The 15,951-nt window shown below is 65.9% G+C and carries 14 protein-coding genes; 6 read left to right on the top strand and 8 right to left on the bottom strand.

The window, feature by feature from the left end; all coding sequences use genetic code 11:
• Nucleotides 1-22: 22 nt before the first annotated feature.
• From AC2FAN_RS02190 to AC2FAN_RS02165, 6 genes are all read right to left on the bottom strand, one after another.
• Nucleotides 23-1,453, bottom strand: coding sequence for an amidohydrolase family protein (locus tag AC2FAN_RS02190; protein ID WP_485172556.1), 1,431 nt, complete (start codon nt 1,451-1,453; stop codon nt 23-25).
• A 159-nt stretch (nt 1,454-1,612) separates the two neighbouring features.
• A complete protein-coding gene (locus AC2FAN_RS02185; protein WP_485172555.1) occupies nt 1,613-2,485 on the bottom strand; it encodes a polysaccharide deacetylase family protein in 873 nt (290 codons plus the stop codon).
• A 59-nt stretch (nt 2,486-2,544) separates the two neighbouring features.
• Nucleotides 2,545-3,384 (bottom strand): ABC transporter substrate-binding protein, encoded by an 840-nt coding sequence (locus AC2FAN_RS02180; protein ID WP_485172554.1) that lies wholly within the window; start codon nt 3,382-3,384, stop codon nt 2,545-2,547.
• A 17-nt stretch (nt 3,385-3,401) separates the two neighbouring features.
• Nucleotides 3,402-4,235 (bottom strand): amino acid ABC transporter ATP-binding protein, encoded by an 834-nt coding sequence (locus AC2FAN_RS02175; RefSeq protein ID WP_485172553.1) that lies wholly within the window; start codon nt 4,233-4,235, stop codon nt 3,402-3,404.
• Nucleotides 4,236-4,246: 11 nt separating this feature from the next.
• The gene (locus AC2FAN_RS02170) at nt 4,247-5,080 is read right to left on the bottom strand and encodes an amino acid ABC transporter permease (RefSeq protein ID WP_485172552.1); all 834 of its coding nucleotides are present in this window, start codon (nt 5,078-5,080) and stop codon (nt 4,247-4,249) included.
• Nucleotides 5,081-5,342: 262 nt separating this feature from the next.
• Entirely contained in the window at nt 5,343-6,209 is an 867-nt protein-coding gene (locus AC2FAN_RS02165; protein ID WP_485172551.1) for an ABC transporter substrate-binding protein, read from the bottom strand.
• Between the two features lie 363 nt (nt 6,210-6,572).
• Between AC2FAN_RS02165 and AC2FAN_RS02160 the strand changes: the two genes are divergently transcribed.
• Entirely contained in the window at nt 6,573-7,589 is a 1,017-nt protein-coding gene (locus AC2FAN_RS02160) for an amino acid ABC transporter substrate-binding protein (protein ID WP_265053095.1), read from the top strand.
• Between the two features lie 185 nt (nt 7,590-7,774).
• On the opposite strand, the gene AC2FAN_RS02155 is transcribed toward AC2FAN_RS02160, so the two are convergent.
• Together AC2FAN_RS02155 and AC2FAN_RS02150 are read right to left on the bottom strand one after the other, a co-directional pair.
• Nucleotides 7,775-8,971 carry a mandelate racemase/muconate lactonizing enzyme family protein gene (locus tag AC2FAN_RS02155; protein WP_476807458.1) on the bottom strand — a complete coding sequence of 399 codons (1,197 nt, stop codon included), beginning with the start codon at nt 8,969-8,971 and terminating at the stop codon, nt 7,775-7,777.
• Nucleotides 8,971-9,711, bottom strand: a complete 741-nt coding sequence (locus tag AC2FAN_RS02150) for a GntR family transcriptional regulator (RefSeq protein WP_265053097.1) — start codon at nt 9,709-9,711, stop codon at nt 8,971-8,973. The genes AC2FAN_RS02155 and AC2FAN_RS02150 overlap by 1 nt, the downstream gene beginning before the upstream one ends.
• A gap of 81 nt (nt 9,712-9,792) precedes the next feature.
• Between AC2FAN_RS02150 and AC2FAN_RS02145 the strand changes: the two genes are divergently transcribed.
• From AC2FAN_RS02145 to AC2FAN_RS02125, 5 genes are all read left to right on the top strand, one after another.
• On the top strand, nt 9,793-10,824 hold the full coding sequence (locus AC2FAN_RS02145; protein ID WP_485172550.1) for a succinylglutamate desuccinylase/aspartoacylase family protein: 1,032 nt from the start codon (nt 9,793-9,795) through the stop codon (nt 10,822-10,824).
• A 41-nt stretch (nt 10,825-10,865) separates the two neighbouring features.
• Nucleotides 10,866-12,404: an ABC transporter substrate-binding protein gene (locus AC2FAN_RS02140; RefSeq protein WP_485172549.1), complete on the top strand. Its 1,539-nt coding sequence runs from the start codon at nt 10,866-10,868 to the stop codon at nt 12,402-12,404.
• Nucleotides 12,405-12,649: 245 nt separating this feature from the next.
• The gene (locus tag AC2FAN_RS02135) at nt 12,650-13,594 is read left to right on the top strand and encodes an ABC transporter permease (protein ID WP_485172548.1); all 945 of its coding nucleotides are present in this window, start codon (nt 12,650-12,652) and stop codon (nt 13,592-13,594) included.
• The gene (locus tag AC2FAN_RS02130) at nt 13,591-14,442 is read left to right on the top strand and encodes an ABC transporter permease (RefSeq protein WP_476807462.1); all 852 of its coding nucleotides are present in this window, start codon (nt 13,591-13,593) and stop codon (nt 14,440-14,442) included. Before AC2FAN_RS02135 ends, AC2FAN_RS02130 begins: the two co-directional genes overlap by 4 nt.
• A gap of 17 nt (nt 14,443-14,459) precedes the next feature.
• Nucleotides 14,460-15,947, top strand: a complete 1,488-nt coding sequence (locus AC2FAN_RS02125) for a M81 family metallopeptidase (RefSeq protein ID WP_485172547.1) — start codon at nt 14,460-14,462, stop codon at nt 15,945-15,947.
• Nucleotides 15,948-15,951: the final 4 nt, after the last annotated feature.

Here is a 15,951-nt window from a genome sequence, read left to right as displayed (position 1 = left end):
GTCAGCAAATCATATGCCAGCTTCAGGCCCAGCGCAGGCTCGGCGGAGCAAGCTCGTCGACGGAGCGCCCAGCCCAGTCGAGCGAGGAGGCCTTGGCGAGCGCGCGCCGCTGCGCGGCTTCGAGCCCTTCGGAGGCCGCCGGGTAGTCCATGGTCACGACCTTGCCGTCGGCGACGATCTGCTTGCCCTGCACGAAGACATGGGCGACGGCGCGGTCGGCTGCGGCGTTGACGAGGCTCTTCAGCGGGTCGCGGGTCGGGCGCATCATCGGGTGGGTCAGGTCGACCATGACGAGGTCTGCCTGGGCGCCCGTCGCCAGCCGGCCGATATCGTCCCGCCCGAGCAGCTTCGCCCCGCCCAGCGTCGCAGCGCGGAAGACCTGTCCCGTCGTCACCACCGCATGGCTTTCGCCGGTGATGCGGGCATAGACGCCGGCATGGCGCAGTTCCTCCAGCATGTTGTGCGGGAAGCTGTCGGTGCCGATGCCGATATTGACCCCGGCCTTCAGATAGCGGCCGAGGTCGCGCAGCGTGAAACCGCGCCGGCCGAAGACGGTCGGGCAATGGGCCACCGAGGTGCCGGTCTCGGCGAGGCGCGTCAGATCGGTGCGGGTCGGCCAGCGCACCCAGGGATGGTCGTCGAGGAAGATGGCATGGGCGATAGAGGCGTTGGGCGCGAGGAATCCGATGCTGTCGAGCCACTGGATAGGCGAGAGCCCGCTGCGGCGGACCATCTCGTGGAACTCGCTGATCGACTGCCCCGCATGGGTCTGGATCGGAATGTTCCGCTCGGCGGCGGCGGCGATCGAGGCGCGGAACAGCTCTTCCGTGCAGGTGTCGATCTGGGCCGGGCAGGCGAGGCCGGAGAGTCGCCCGGACTCATGGGCGAGGGCGGCGTCGATGACCTTGAAGGCCTCCTCCATCGCCTTGCGGCCAGCGGCATCGTCGAGCTCGTATTCGACGGTGTAGCCGTTGCGGGTGAACCAGCGGCCATTGCGGTACATCGACGCCATGACCATGCGCAGGCCGCTTGCCGCGGCGCGGTCGAGCCAGCCATCGCTCGGGAAGGAGAGGTCGACCAGCGTGGTGACGCCGGACATCAGCAATTCCGACCAGGCGACATGGTTGAGATGCGGAATGCCCTCCGCATCGGCGCGGAACAGCCAGAGGAATTCGTAGAGCGAGGAGCTGTAGAGCTTCGGCGTGCCGACCTCGTCGGTCATGCCCTTGTTGCCGGGCTCGCTCGACGGGTGGGAGTGGATGTCGACCAGGCCCGGCATGACCATGAAGCCCTTGCCGTCGATCTCGCGCTCCACCTCGCCGGCGAAGCCCTCGCCGAGATGAAGGATGCCGCTTGCGTCGAAGACGACGTCGAGATTGCGTCGATAGACATGGTCGTCGGCGGCCGGATCATAGGCGATGACGATGTCGGCATTGCGGATGCGGGTGGTCATGGCGCGGTCTCGCTGCGATGGGAAGGCGGGGAGGCGTCATGCCCGGGCTTGACCCGGGCATCTTGTGACGCGGAGGTTCGGGCGCCTCTCCCGGTTCGAGATGCTCGGGTCGAGCCCGAGAATGACGGCGGTTGCCCGTAAGTGGTCGCGGGGTGCCGCTCAGCCCGCCTTCTTTTCGTGCGCGAGAAAGTGCTCGGCGATCTCCTTGCCCGTTGCGATCCAGACATCGCCATAGCCGCGGGCGCGCGCCAGGAAGTCGCGCATGATGCCAATCCGCATCGGCCGGCCCGAGACCTGGGGGTGCATCACCATGGAGACGAGCCCGCCCCATTCGCGCGTCTGGTCGAGCTCGTCGTTCCAGATCGAAAGCACGTGCTCCTTCGGGAACATCGGGCGCGGCGAGAAGCGCTGCGACAGGCCATAGAGCCAGTCGTCGAACGACATGTTGACCGGCAGCTCGACGGGCCCCTTCGAGCCGTCGCGAAGCTTGTGGCGGTAGGGGCGGATGTCGTCGCGGAAGGAGGAGGAATAGACGATGCCCTTGTCGCGGAGATAGCCGAGCAGCTCGTCGTAGTTCTCGCCCGAAGGCGCGCGGTAGCCGATCGGCGTCACCCCGAGGATGCGCTTGAAGATATCGAGCGTCTTGTCGATCTCCTCCTTGTCGGCGGTGAAGTCGTCGGGGTCCGGCCGCTTGTGCGAATAGCCGTGATGGCCGACCTCGTGACCGTCCTTGACGATGGCCTCGCACATCCCAGGATGCACCTCGACCACCCAGCCGGGGATAAAGAAGGTCGCCTTGATCTCGACCGAGCGGAGATGGTCGAGGATCTTCGGAATGCCGACACGCTCCTCGTAGCCGCCGAAGGAAAGCGTCACCAGGCGGTCGGTGTTCTTGGCGTCGTATTGCAGCCAGGCCGTCTCGGCATCGACGTCGAAGGCAGGGAACACCGCGCATCGGTATCCGGCCGGCCAGGGATAGTCCGGGGCCGGGTCGGCGGGGTTGGCGATGCGGTGGGGGAAGTCGGTGAGCATGGGTGTTCGTCTTTCGCTGGAAAATGCCCGGCCTGTGGTGCCGGGCACAACGGAGGCGGTCAGTTCTTGGCTTCGCTGTTGATCATGAGCTTGTCGACCTTGGCGTCGCCCAGCTCCCACTTCTTCAGCACGGCGGCATAGCTGCCGTCGGCGAGCATCTCGGTGAAGGCCTTGGCGACGGCGTCGCGAAGTTCGGTATCCTTCTTGGCGAACGCCAGGCCCTGGTAGACGGTGGTGAACGGCGTCCCCAGGATGGCGTAAGTGCCGGGCTCCTGATTCATCAGATAGGGCAGGGTCTCGCTGCCCTGCACGGCGGCATCGAGGCGCGTTTGCCGGAGCTGGGTGCGCGCGTCGGCCGAGCCTTCCGTGCCGACGATCTGGAGCGCGGGCTTGCCCTTCGCTTCGCAGTTTTCCTTGCTCCAGCCTTCCATCTCCTTGGGGAAGGAGGTGCGGCGGCTGGCCCCGACCTTCTTGCCGCAGAGGGCGGCCAGGTCCTTGAACTCGTCCTTGCGGTCGGCATTGGTGTAGAACTGCGCGCCCGACGCCAGATAATCGACGAAATCCAGCGTCTCGCGCCGCCCCGGCAGATCGCTCATGCCCGACAGGATCATGTCGACGCGGCCGGTGGTCAGCGCGGAAACCATCTGCTCGAAGCTGATCTCCTCCCATTTGACGGCGATGCCGAGCTTCTTGCCGAGCGCTTCGCCGAGATCGATGTCGAGGCCGGTCAGCTTCGAGGTCTTGGGGTCCTTGAATTCCAGCGGCGGATAGTTCGGCACGTTGGCGACGACGAGCGCCTTCTTTTCCAGGATGCGGGCCGGCAGGCTCTGGGCCTGGGCGAGGCCGGCGGCGGCACAGAGCGCTATGGCCGAAAGGCCGAGCAGGATGGATTTCGACATGGTTTTCCCCTTTGGCTTCAGTGTCTGACGGCATTGATGAAGGTGCGGGTGCGCGGCTCCTTCGGATCGACCAGCACTGCGCGTGGATCACCGAGTTCGACGATCTGGCCCTGGTCCATGAAGGCGACGCGATGGCCGACATCGCGTGCGAAGCCGAGCTCGTGCGTGACGCAGATCATGGTCATCCCGCTTTCCGCGAGATCGCGCATCACCTTCAGCACTTCCGAGACCAGCTCGGGATCCAGCGCAGAGGTCGGCTCGTCGAAGAGCAGGAGCTCCGGGCGCATGGCGAGCGATCGGGCAATGGCGACGCGCTGCTGCTGGCCGCCGGAAAGCTGGGAGGGGTAGGCGTCGCGCTTGTCCGAGAGCCCGACCCGCTCGAGCAGCGCGAGCGCACGCCCCGTCGCTTCCCTTGCGGGCTCTCCGAGCACCTGCACCGGCCCCTCGACGATGTTCTGCAGGGCGGTCAGATGCGGGAACAGATTGAAGCGCTGGAACACCATGCCGATCGAGCGGCGCTGGCGGGCGATCGCGGCGTCGTCGAGCTCGTAGAGCTTGTTGCCCTCGCGGTGGTAGCCGACGCGCTCGCCCGAGACCCAGAGCGCGCCGCCATCGATGCGTTCGAGCTGGTTGATGCAGCGCAGGAAGGTGCTCTTGCCCGAGCCTGACGGGCCGATGATGCACAGCACCTCGCCCTTCGGAATGGCGAGGTCGATACCTTTCAGGACCTTGAGCTGCCCGAAATGCTTCTCGACCTTCTGGGCGAGGACGAGCGGGGCGCCGGCGGCGAGATGATCGGGGTCGATAGTCCTGACATTGGGGAGGGCGGCTTGAGCGAGGATGTCGGTCATCGCGCCACTCCTCAGCGTCGCGCCGGGGCGGCGACGCCGCGGGCATAATAAGCCTCGATCCGACCCTGGATCAGGCTTAGGGCGGTGACGACGATCACGTACCAGATCGCGGCGACGATCAGCAGCTCGATCACGCGCGAATTGGCGTAGTAGATGTTCTGCGCGCTGTGCAGGATCTCGGCGAACTGGATCACGCTCGCCAGCGAGGTGAGCTTCACCATGCCGATGAACTCGTTGCCGATGGGCGGCACGATCACGCGCATGGCCTGCGGCATGATGATCCGCCGCAGCAGCTTCAGGCGCGTCATGCCCAGCGTCTGCGCCGCTTCGTATTGGCCGTTGTCGACGGAGAGCAGGCCGGCGCGCACCACTTCCGCGGTGAAAGCGCCTTGCTGGATGCCGAGGCCGAGGAGCGCCGCGACGAAGGGCGTCATCACCTCGACGGTCTTGAACGAGAACAGGCCGGGTATGCCGATGGTCGGGAAGACCAAAGCGAGGTTGAACCAGAGCAGCAGCTGCAGAAGCGCCGGCACGGCCCGGAAGAACCAGATATAGCCGACCGCCGTCTTCGACAGCACGGGATTGGCGGACAACCGCATGATCGCGAAGACGACGCCGAGCGTGACGCCGAGGAACATAGCCAGGATCGCCATGACGATCGTATTGACGAGACCTTTCATGATGGCTTCGACCGTCAGGAACTCGGCGACGTAGCTCCACTCGATCTGCCCGACCGCGAAGGCGCGCACGATCGCGGCCAGCGCCAGGCAGACGATCGCCGCGCCGACGATCCGCCCGAAATGTCGTCGGGGGACGATGATAAGGTTGTCGGATTCTGCGATCATCTTGCCTCGATGGCTTCAGGTCGTCGGGGGAGCATGAGGGATAGGCGCAGGCTTGCCGCGCTTTCGATCTTACCGAAGGGGAACCGGTATAGGACGCGGCTCCGCCGCGCGCGCCTATGATTTATCCCGCTGCGGTATTCGCGTGCCTTATATGCAGACGGCGTTGTCGGTCGCCCCGGTGCGCGGGGCCGGAGCATCCTCGCAAACGAGCACCTCCGGCCTGCACAAGCGCGGCAGCCTGACGGCTTTCATCGGCCGGGCATTACTGCCCGGCGTCGACGGTCGGTTCCGGAAGGCTCTGCCGCTCGAGGCCGAACTTCTTCAGGGCCTGCTGGTAGCTGCCGTTCTTCATGACCGTCGAGGTTGCCTTGGCGACGGCATCGCGCAGCTCGGTGTTCTTCTTGTCGAAGGCGAGGCCGAAGAGCGTCTTGTTCAGCGGTTCGCCGACGAAGGCATAGGTGTTGGGCTCGTCCGCCATGAGATAGGCCACGTATTCCGGGCCAAGCACGGCGGCGTCGAGCCGGCCCTGCTTGAGTTCGAGCCGGGTCGCCGTGGCGCCGGCGGTGCCGTTCACGGTGATCGCCGGCTTGCCGGCCCCGGCACAGTTCTTCTCGCTCCAGGCGGCAGTGACCGGCATGTAGCTCGTGGTGCGGGGCGCGCCGACCGTCTTGCCGCAGAGATCGGCATTGCTCTTCAGCTCGCCGGCCTTGGCCGCAAGCGCGAAGGGCTGCGCGCCGGTGGCGAGGTAGTCGACGAAGGTCAGCTTGTCGCGGCGGGACGGCAGGTCGCTGATCGCGGTGCCGATCATGTCGATGCGGCCGGTCGTCAGCGAGGTCATGAGCTGCTCGAAGCTCATTTCCTCCCATTTGACGGGGATGCCGAGTTCCTTGGCGATCGCGTTGACGAGCTCGACGTTGAAGCCGACGCGCTCGTTGGTTTTCGGATCCTTGTAGGCCATGGGCGGGTAGGTGGTTTCGATGCCGACCGCGATATGCCCGGCGGATTTGAGCGAGGCGGGCAGCGGGACGCTGCCCTGCTGGGCGGCGGCCGGCGTCATTGCCGTCAGGCTGAGCGTCAGGGCGAATGCGGCTGTCGGGAGATATCGTCCGGCTGCGATTTTGGCGGTCATTGTTGTTCCCCGTTTTGTCGCTGACGAGATCGCGGGCGCCCCAAGGGCAGCCACGCTCGACAGGCGGGCGCCTTTCGATCGACGCCGCAGCGATCTTAGCGGGCAGGTTTCGGAACGGGGCGCCCGCGCGCTATGATTTATCTCCGGCCGCTATTCGGCGCGCTTATATGCGCGGGCGATTCAAGGCCATCCCATGTGCTGGCCGGCCTGCCGTAGCGGGATCGAAGTAAGCGAGGACTTCTGCGGCGTAGTCTTCAATTCGGCGGAGTTATGGAGGGGCCGAAAAACTGATAGCCGACGGAATTGCCTTTGGGGCCGCCGTAGTGTCTCTGAATTCGTCGTGCGTCGACGAAGGGGACCATAATGAAATTTGTCTTGAAGGCTGTGTTTGCCGCAACCGCAATCGTATTGGCGTCGGGAGCCCAGGCTCAGACGTTGAAGACGGTGAAGGCGCGGGGCGTCCTGAGCTGCGGCATCGGCACCGGGCTCGCCGGCTTCGGCCTCGCCGACGCAGGCGGAACCTGGCGCGGTGTCAATATCGAGTTCTGCCATTCGATTGCCGCTGCGATCTTCGGCGATCCGGCGAAGGTGAAGTTCGTTTCGTTGTCCTCGAAGGACCGCTTCACGGCGCTGCAGGCGGGCGAAAGCGACCTCGTCTCGGCGACGACGACATGGACCATGTCGCGCGACGTCCAGGTCGGCCTGAATTTCCGCACGGTGTTCTACTATGATGGCCAGGGCTTCATGGTGAAGAAGTCCACGGGCATCAAATCCGCCAAGGAACTCAGCGGTGCCTCGATCTGCATTCAGCAGGGCACGACCACCGAGCTCAACACCGCGGATTATTTCCGCAAGAACAACATGAAGTTCGAGCCGGTGACCTTCGCCACCAACAACGAGGCGACGGAGGCATACGAGGCCGGCCGTTGCGACGCCTTCACCACCGACCAGTCGGGCCTCTATTCCGAGCGCCTGCGCTTCAAGGATCCGTCGGAGCACGTCGTGTTGCCCGAGACGATTTCCAAGGAGCCGCTCGGCTACGCCGTGCGCCACGGGGACGACCAGTGGTTCGACATCGTCTCCTGGGCGCAGTACGCGCTCGTGACAGCCGAGGAACTGGGCGTCACTCAGGCCAATATCGACGAGATGCGCGAGAAGTCAGACAACCCCGACATCAGGCGCCTGCTCGGCAAGGAAGGCGCCTTCGGCCAGTCGCTCGGGCTCGATAACGACTGGGCCTACCGCATCATCAAGACCGCCGGAAACTACGGCGAGATCTTCGAGCGCAATCTCGGGCAGCAGTCGCCGCTGAAGATCGCGCGCGGACAAAATGCGCTCTGGACGAATGGCGGCCTGCAATACGCGCCGCCGATCCGCTAGGCGAGCGCCGGCAGCTGCGCGTCGCGCGATCGACGTGCCGCTTTCCAAAAGATGGGCCCGGCCGCACTGCGGCTGGGCCTTTTTGCTCAAGCCTGTTTCACACCAGGGACAGCAGGGCTGGTCTCGCTGAGGGGCCCGCAGCTGATGCGTCAAAGTGGTTGTCGGCCGGCAAGCGGCCCGGACACTCACTCGAAAAGGGCATGCGCCTCGGGCGTGTATCGAGACAGTTTCTCGCGATCGATCACGACCCCCAGCCCCGGCAGGTCCGGTATGGTCAGCCAACCCTCCTCATCGAGCGCGAAGGGTTCGGCCAGGATGCCGTCGACATAGGGGCTGCCGCCGATGAACTCCACGAGGTCGGCATCGGGGAAGGCGGAGGCCATCTGCAGATCCGCGGCCAGGCCGAGCGCCGTATTCCAGCCATGGCCGACATATCGGATGCCGAGATCGTAGGCCATCCAGGCGATGCGGCGCTGTTCCGAGATGCCGCCGACCTTGGTGACATCCGGCTGGACGATGTCGACTGCGCCCGTGGTCAGCCAGGGGATGAAGCTCTGGCGCCGGGTCAGCACCTCGCAGCCTGCGATCGGCACGGGGGAGGATCGGCGCAATTCGCGGTAGTCGTCGATCGCATCGGGCCTGACCGGCTCCTCGAACCATCCGACCTCGTAGTCGGCCAGCATCTCGGCCGTGCGCTTGGCCCATTTCAATCCGTGGGGCCACAGCGCGTCGCTGGCCCCGGCGTCGACAAAGAGCTTGGCGCGCTCGCCTGCGGCCTCGCGCGCGGCGCGCACGATCGCCTCGTCCAGCTTGACGTCGAGCGCGCGGCCGAACGGGCCCCAGCCGATCTTGAACGCCGTGAAGCCTTTGTCGCGAAAGCCGGCGACCACATCCCTCATCGCATCAGGTTCCTCCATCAGGAGCGAGCAATAAGGCTGCACGCGTTCGCGGTAGCGGCCGCCGAGCAACCGTCCGACGCTGAGCCCGGTGGCCTGGCCGAGGATATCCCAGAGCGCGATATCGATTCCGCTGATCGTGTGGGTCAACGTGCCGCCGCGGCCCATCCAGAAGGTGTTCTGATGCAGCTTCTCGCTGACGAAATCGGGGGACAGCGCATCGGCTCCAATGAAGAGCGGCTCCAGCACCTTGAGCGCGGCCTGCACGAGGCGTCCGTCCGTGAAGACGCTGCCATAGCCGATGAGCCCCTGATCCGTGTGGACGGCGATCAGCGCGTGAATCGAATCCTCCGGCCGGATTTCCGCCGACCAACCCCCTTTCGGGCTTTCCCCGAAGAGAGGCGCCGCCTCGATGCGGGTGATCCGGAAAGGCGGCAGCCCCGGCCGGCTCCGCGCGCGCGTCTGCTGGATGGCCTGATCGGTCACTATGCGTCCCTTTCCCTGCGGCGCTGCGCGACGATGGCCTCGTAGTCCATCGCGTGGTTCATGACGGTGATGTGGTCATCGAGCGTGCGTGCGATCTCTTCGATGTCGCCGGCTTCGAAGGCGGCGAGCAGATCGACATGCTCCTCGACGACGCCGGCCATCGGCTTTCCGAAAGTCGCGAGGCCGAAGATGATCGTGCATTGCGGCGCGAGCGTCTCCCACAAATCGAGCGTGACGCTGTTGCCGCCGAGCTGGCAGAGAGCGCGGTGGAAGCGGGTATCGGCGACCGCAACGCCATAGGCGCTGCCGCGAGCCGCCATCAGCTCCATCTCGGAGACCGCGCTGCGCAGCTCATCGAGATGGCTACCGCGGTTTCGGCCTGCGGTGACGGCGCGCGCCGTTGCGCTGGCTTCCAGCGCGATGCGGGCCTCGATCAGGTCCGCGACGCGCTCGTTCGTGACCGGGCGCAGGCGGATGCCCTTATAGGCTTCGCTGACCACGACGCCCTGGCTTTCCAGCAGGCGCAGCGCCTCGCGCACCGGCACACGGCTCACCCCTAGTTTCCGGGCGAGCTCGACCTCGACGATGCGGTCGCCCGGCAGGATCAGTCCTGCGGCCGCGCCCGCTATGATCGCCTCGATCGCATGATCGACGAGGGTCTGGGGCTGGAGCGGCTGCCAGTCCGGGCTGGGAGGTCCAGCCCTTTCGATCGCCTCCGCGCGCTCGCCAGTCTCCGTCATTCAGGCCTCGCTCGAGTCTCGCTTGACACTTTGTATGATCGTATACAATCCTACAAACACAAGGGCAAGGAGGGGTTGGCCATGACGTCCGAGAGTCGGGTGCGCTGTGACATCGACTTCGAGGCATCGGGGCGACAGGCCGGCTATCTGCGCGCGCCCCTTTCCCGCAACACCTCTGGTTGGGGAACAGTCGAAATTCCCGTCGTCAGCGTGAAAAATGGCACCGGCCGCACGATCCTGTTCACAGGTGGGGTCCATGGCGACGAGTATGAGGGGCAGATCGCCATCTCTCGCCTCGCGCGCAGCCTCGATCCGGCCTCGGTTCAGGGGCGCGTCATCATGATCCCCGCCCTCAACATGCCCGCGGTGATGAACGACACGCGGCTCTCGCCCGTCGACAATCGCGATCTGAACCGCTGCTTTCCGGGCAACCCGAAGGGCACTTTCTCGGAGATGCTGGCCCATTTCGTCGATGCGGTGCTGCTGCCGCTGGTCGATGTCTCGGTCGATCTGCATACGGCAGGTCATTCCGGCGATTCCGCACTCTCGACCAACATGCATTATGTCGACGATGCCAGTTTGCGGGAGCGCACCATGGCGGCGGCTGCGGCGTTCGGCGCGCCCTACAATGTCGTTTTCTGGGGCGTCGACGAGAGCGCAACCCTGACCTCCTCGGTCGAGCGGCGCGGCATTCTTTCGCTCGGGACCGAACTCGGCGGCTGGGGCCGCGTCAATGTCGAGGGCGTGCGCATCGCCGACCGGGCCTTGACCAACATCCTCAAGCATTTCGGGCTGATGGAGGGCACGCCGGATACCCGCCAGCGCGACGGCTCTCCCGAAACCCGCCACATGATGGTGCGCGATGCGTCCGGCTACTCGTTCTCGCCGGCAGGCGGCTTGTTCGAGCCGCGCAACGTCGTCGGCGACGTCTGCCGCGCGGGAGAGCTCGCCGGATACCTGCATTTCGTCGAGGATGTCGACCGCTCGCCCCTCGAGGTCCGCTACCGCCGCGACGGCGTGCTGTGGATGTCGGCGGGACCAGGTCGCGTGCAGCGCGGCGATGTCGTCGCCGTGCTGATGGAGGATTACGACGCGCGGCGAGCCGCAGCCTGACTGTCTTCGTGCCTGACCATCAATCCGCAGGGGAGAAGAACATGGCAAAGCACATCATCCTCGGCGCCGCTGTCGCGGTCGCCATTGCCCTGGGAGGGGCGCCGGCCGCGATGGCCCAGCGCAAGGGTGGCGACGTCGTCGTCGGCATCAGCCAGGCGCCACCCTCGCTCGATGCGCAGATCACTTCGGCGCAGGCCTCCCGGAACATCACGCTCCACATCTTCGAGACGCTCTACGCCCGCGACGAGAACGCGAAGCCCGTGCCCGAGCTGGCCGAGGGCGTCACGGTCTCGGCCGACGGCAAGACCTATGTCTTCCCCATCCGCAAGGACGTGACCTTCCACAACGGCAAGAAGCTCGATGCCGGCGACGTGGTGGCCTCGCTCGAACGCTATCGCAAGATCGGAGCCTCGCCAGCCCTCGTCGCTGCCATTGATGCGGTCAAGGCGAGTGGCGAGCACGAGGTCACGGTCACGCTGAAGCAGCCGCAATCGACCTTCCTCGACAACCTGTCATCGCCGCGTGCGCCGATCGCGATCTATCCGGCGAGCGAGGCTGCCAAGGAGGCCGGCAAGATCGAGATCGTCGGCACCGGCCCCTACAAATTCGTCGAGTACAAGCCGGACAGCCACGTCAAGCTGACGCGCTATGACGGCTATGCGCCCAATCCGAAGGGAACCGGCCGCGACGGCTTCGCCGGCAGGAAGGAAGCCTTCCTGGACACGGTGACCTTCCGCTTCATGCCGGAGGGCGGAGCGCGGACGGCGGCGCTCGAAGCCGGCCAGATCCAGTTCAACGAGACCGTCGACGGCCCGACGGCGAAGCGCCTCGGCACCGATAACCGCTTCACCATCCACAAGGTGATGCCGTTCGGCCTGCAGGTCATCAAGTTCAACCAGGCTCAAGCACCGGCCAATGACGTGAACTTCCGGCTCGCCGTCCAGGCGGCGCTGGACATGGAGGAGATCATGGCGATCTCCTACGCCGACATCTATCAGCTCGATCCGAGCTGGCTCTATCCCGGCTCCGCCTTTTACGGGACGGCCGGCAGCGACAAGTACAACAAGGCCGATCTGAAGCTCGCCAAGGAACTGCTCGGCAAGTCCTCCTACAAGGGCGGCAAGGTCACCTTCATCGTCGACAACCTGCGCGCCAATGTCGACACCGCGACGGTGGTGCAGCAGCGGCTCAAGGAGATCGGCGTCGATGTCGACATCGCCGTCTCCGACTGGCCGACGGTCTCGAAGATCGGCTTCACGCCGACAGGCTGGACGTTCTGGACCCACGGCTTCGGCATCGAGCCCTTCGAAGGACCCGGATCGGTGATGGCGCCCTGGGTCAACGGCCTCTCGCAGCAGGCGAAGGACCCGGAGATCGACCGCATCGCCGCCGCCTTCAACGCCGAGCTGGACGAAGCCAGGCGCAAGGCACTCTACGACGCCTTCCAGAAACATATGTACGACGCTGCAGTCGCCATGAAGGCCGGCAATTACGGCGTCTTCCAGGCCTCGACGGCCAAGCTCAAGAACTTCAAGCCCTATCGCATCCCCCGCATGTGGGGCGTCTGGCTGGAGCCCTGAGCGCGCGTGGTCGATACCAGCCGTCATAGGCATCGGCCGTCGCCTCAACTGCGGCGTCATCCCGGACAAGCCGCGAAGCGGCGCCGATCCGGGATCCATGCCTGAACCTTCATCGGAAGCGTTCCGGAATGGATTCCGGGTCTCCCGGAGCCTGTCATCGGGCCGACGAAGGTCGTACCCGGTGGGTCGCCCGGGATGACCCGCACTTGTCAAAATGAAGCGCCAACGCTCGGAAGGAGGGCAGCATGGGAAGCTTTCTGATCCGCCGGCTCGCGGGCGCCTTCGTCGTGCTCGCGCTGGTATCGCTGATGTCCTTCGCGCTGATCTGGCTGGTGCCGGGCGATCCGGCGGCGGCCTTTCTCGACGCCTCGGCAACACCGCAGCAGATCGCCACGCTGCGCAGCGCGCTCGGGCTCGACCTGTCGCTGCCCCAGCAGATGCTGGGCTGGTACGGCCGCATTTTGAGCGGCGACCTCGGCCAGTCGATCCTGCTGAACCGCTCGGTGAGCGCCGCCCTGATCGAGAGGCTGCCGGTCACGCTCTCGCTGGCGGCGCTGGCGCTCGCCTTCGCCGTGCTCTTCGGTGTCGCTGCCGGAATCATCGCGGCCGTCAACCACAACCGCTGGCCCGATCAGGTGGTGATGACCACGGCTTTGCTGGGTCTTTCCGTGCCGGATTTCTGGCTCGGTCTCGTAATGGTCCTGGTCTTCGCGGTTTCGCTGGGATGGCTGCCGAGCGGCGGCTTCACACCCTTCATGGAATCGCCGGGAGTTTGGCTGCGTGGCATGATCCTGCCGGCCCTGACGCTGGGCCTCGTCCAGGTCGGCTTCATCGCCCGGATGGCGCGCGCTTCAATGCTCGACACGCTCGGGCAAGACTATGTCCGGACAGCCGATGCCAAGGGCCTGGCGAAGCTCGACGTCGTCCTGCGGCATGCCCTGCCCAATGCCATGATCCCGATCCTGACCGTCATCGGCATCGTCTCCGGCGCATTGCTGGGCGGCGCGGTCATCGTCGAGCAGGTCTTCTCGATCCCGGGGATCGGCCGCCTGATCGTCGGTGCGATCGCGTCCCGCGATTTCCCCGTGCTGCAGGGCGGGCTGCTTTTCCTCGCCGTCGTCTATCTCGCGATCAATCTTGTGGTCGACATCCTCTACGCCGTGGTCGATCCCCGGGTGAGGCTGTCGTGACGCAAGGCATACCGCTCGCCGGCCGCGCCGTCTGGGCACGCCTGCTGCGCAACCGCTCTTTCGTGATCGGGGCCGTGCTCGTGCTGGCCATGGTCTCGGTCGCGCTGCTCGCTGGCCTGCTGTCGCCGTTCGATCCTCTGCGCAGCAATATTCGCGCCCGGCTCGTGGCGCCCGACGCCGTCCACTGGTTCGGCACCGACCATTTCGGGCGCGACATCCTTTCGCGCGTCATGGTCGGGGCGCGCATCTCGCTCGCGATTGGCGCCTTCACCGTCGTGGTGGCCGGCATCGCCGGCACGCTCAGCGGCGCGGTCGCCGGCTTCTTCTACCGTCTCGACCAGCCGATCATGCGCGTGATGGACGCGTTGATGGCTTTCCCCTCGATCGTGCTCGCCATGGTCGTCTCGGCGGTGCTCGGCGCTTCGCTGGCCAATGTCGTGATCGCGCTCGCTATCGCGACGACGCCGCACACGGCCCGCATCGTGCGCGCTTCCGTGCTGCTGGAGCGGGAGCAGGAATACGTGTCCGCCGCCCGCTCGATCGGCCTCGGCGAATGGACCATCCTGTTCAAGCATGTGCTTCGCAATGCGGCCGGCCCGCTGATCGTGCGGCTGACCTATGTCTTCGCCATTGCGATCCTCGCCGAGGCGGCGCTGTCCTTCGTCGGCGCCGGTCCGCCGCCCCCGGCAGCCTCTTTCGGCTCGATCATCGCCCAAGGCCGCGACTTTATGCGCGAAGCGCCCTGGATCACGGTGTTTCCCGGCCTCGCGATCATCGTCTGCGTGCTCGGCCTCAACCTCCTCGGCGACGGCTTGCGCGACGTGCTCGACCCTCGCCTGAAATTCTGACCCGCCGGAGCCGCCCGATGAAGCGCATCCTGATCGCCGACTGCAAGCAGGAGATCTCCTCCTTCAATCCGCTGCCGTCGCATTACGAGAATTTCCTGATCGGCCATGGCGAGGGGCTCTACGACCAGCGCGGCAAGAACCAGGAACTCGGCGGCGCACTCGCGGTCTTCGATGCCCGGCCCGATATCGAGATCGTGCCGACGATCTGCGCCCGCGCCGGCAGCGCCGGGCTGCTCTCGGCCGAAGGCTGGAAGAAGCTGTCCGAGGAGATTCTGGCCGCGATCTCCGCGAAGCTTGACGGCATCGACGGCATCTATGTCTCGCTGCATGGCGCGATGGGCGCCGATGGCGAACTCGACCCGGAAGGCTACCTGCTGGAGAAGCTGCGCGAGCGGGTCGGCCCGGACATGCCGATCGTCATCTCGCTCGACCTGCACGGCATCCTTACCGACCGCATGCTGCGCAACGTCGACGGCTTCGCGATCTACTGGACCTATCCGCATGTCGATTTCGCCGATACCGGCCGGCGCGCCGCCGAACTGCTGCTGAAGCTGATGGATGGCGGGATCAAACCCGTCGCCGCCCGCGTGGTCATTCCCGCGTTGGTACGCGGCGATGAGCTCATCACCAAGACCGGCTGCTATGGCGAGCTCCTCGCCGAATGCCGCCGGCTGGAGGAGGAGGGGCGGGCGCTCGCGGCCGGCATCATGATCGGCAACCCTTTCACCGATGTGCCGGAACTGTGCTCGCAGGTGCTGATCCTCACCGACGGCGACAGGGAGACCGCCGAGCGCGAGGCCATCCGGCTGGCGCAGGAGTTCTGGCCGCTGCGCTTTCGCATGCAGGGCAAGCTCGTGCCTGTTGATCGCGCCATCGGCCAGGCACGCAGCATCGACGGCCCCGTGATCTTCACCGATGCCGCCGATGCGACCTCGTCCGGCGCCTCTGGCGACAGCAATGCGATCCTGGCCGCGCTTCGAAAGGCTGGCTACGGCAAGCGCGTGCTGGCCCAGATCGTCGACGCGCCGGCGGCCACAGCGGCCCATGAAGCCGGCGTCGGAGTGACCGTGACGCTCACCCTCGGTGGCACGATCGATCCCGCCCGCTTCCCGCCGATGCCGGTGACCGCGACGGTCAAGCTGCTCTCGGACGGAGAGGCATCGCTGGAGACGATGAAGGCGCCTCTCCGGGCCGGGCCGACCGCCGTGCTGACTTACGACAACGTCACCGTCGTCGTGATGAGCCGCTCCGTCAGTCTGTTCGACCGTGCCATGTACTACGCCAACGGGCTCGACCCGGCCGATTTCGACCTGATCGTGGTGAAGTCGCCCCACACCGAGTTCCACATGTACGACCAGTGGTGCGCGCGGAATTTCAACGTCGACGCTCCCGGCGCAACCTCCGCGAACCTGAAGAGCCTCGGCCATCGCATCTGCGCCCGCCCGGTCTATCCGCTCGACGAGAACGTCTCCTTCGCGCCGCGCGCGACGATCTACGAACTGTGAGGAG

This window comes from Allobosea sp. RIT-PG3_2 (assembly GCF_057321085.1).
This window is presented reverse-complemented; position numbering and strand designations above follow the sequence as displayed.

Excerpts from the sequence above, each read along its gene's own strand:
- AC2FAN_RS02145 (WP_485172550.1), top strand. The coding sequence starts at position 9,793 with ATGACGTCCGAGAGTCGGGTGCGCTGTGACATCGACTTCGAGGCATCG.
- AC2FAN_RS02140 (WP_485172549.1), top strand. The coding sequence starts at position 10,866 with ATGGCAAAGCACATCATCCTCGGCGCCGCTGTCGCGGTCGCCATTGCC.
- AC2FAN_RS02160 (WP_265053095.1), top strand. The coding sequence starts at position 6,573 with ATGAAATTTGTCTTGAAGGCTGTGTTTGCCGCAACCGCAATCGTATTG.
- AC2FAN_RS02165 (WP_485172551.1), bottom strand. The coding sequence starts at position 6,209 with ATGACCGCCAAAATCGCAGCCGGACGATATCTCCCGACAGCCGCATTC.
- AC2FAN_RS02170 (WP_485172552.1), bottom strand. The coding sequence starts at position 5,080 with ATGATCGCAGAATCCGACAACCTTATCATCGTCCCCCGACGACATTTC.
- AC2FAN_RS02135 (WP_485172548.1), top strand. The coding sequence starts at position 12,650 with ATGGGAAGCTTTCTGATCCGCCGGCTCGCGGGCGCCTTCGTCGTGCTC.
- AC2FAN_RS02180 (WP_485172554.1), bottom strand. The coding sequence starts at position 3,384 with ATGTCGAAATCCATCCTGCTCGGCCTTTCGGCCATAGCGCTCTGTGCC.
- AC2FAN_RS02190 (WP_485172556.1), bottom strand. The coding sequence starts at position 1,453 with ATGACCACCCGCATCCGCAATGCCGACATCGTCATCGCCTATGATCCG.
- AC2FAN_RS02125 (WP_485172547.1), top strand. The coding sequence starts at position 14,460 with ATGAAGCGCATCCTGATCGCCGACTGCAAGCAGGAGATCTCCTCCTTC.
- AC2FAN_RS02150 (WP_265053097.1), bottom strand. The coding sequence starts at position 9,711 with ATGACGGAGACTGGCGAGCGCGCGGAGGCGATCGAAAGGGCTGGACCT.
- AC2FAN_RS02185 (WP_485172555.1), bottom strand. The coding sequence starts at position 2,485 with ATGCTCACCGACTTCCCCCACCGCATCGCCAACCCCGCCGACCCGGCC.
- AC2FAN_RS02175 (WP_485172553.1), bottom strand. The coding sequence starts at position 4,235 with ATGACCGACATCCTCGCTCAAGCCGCCCTCCCCAATGTCAGGACTATC.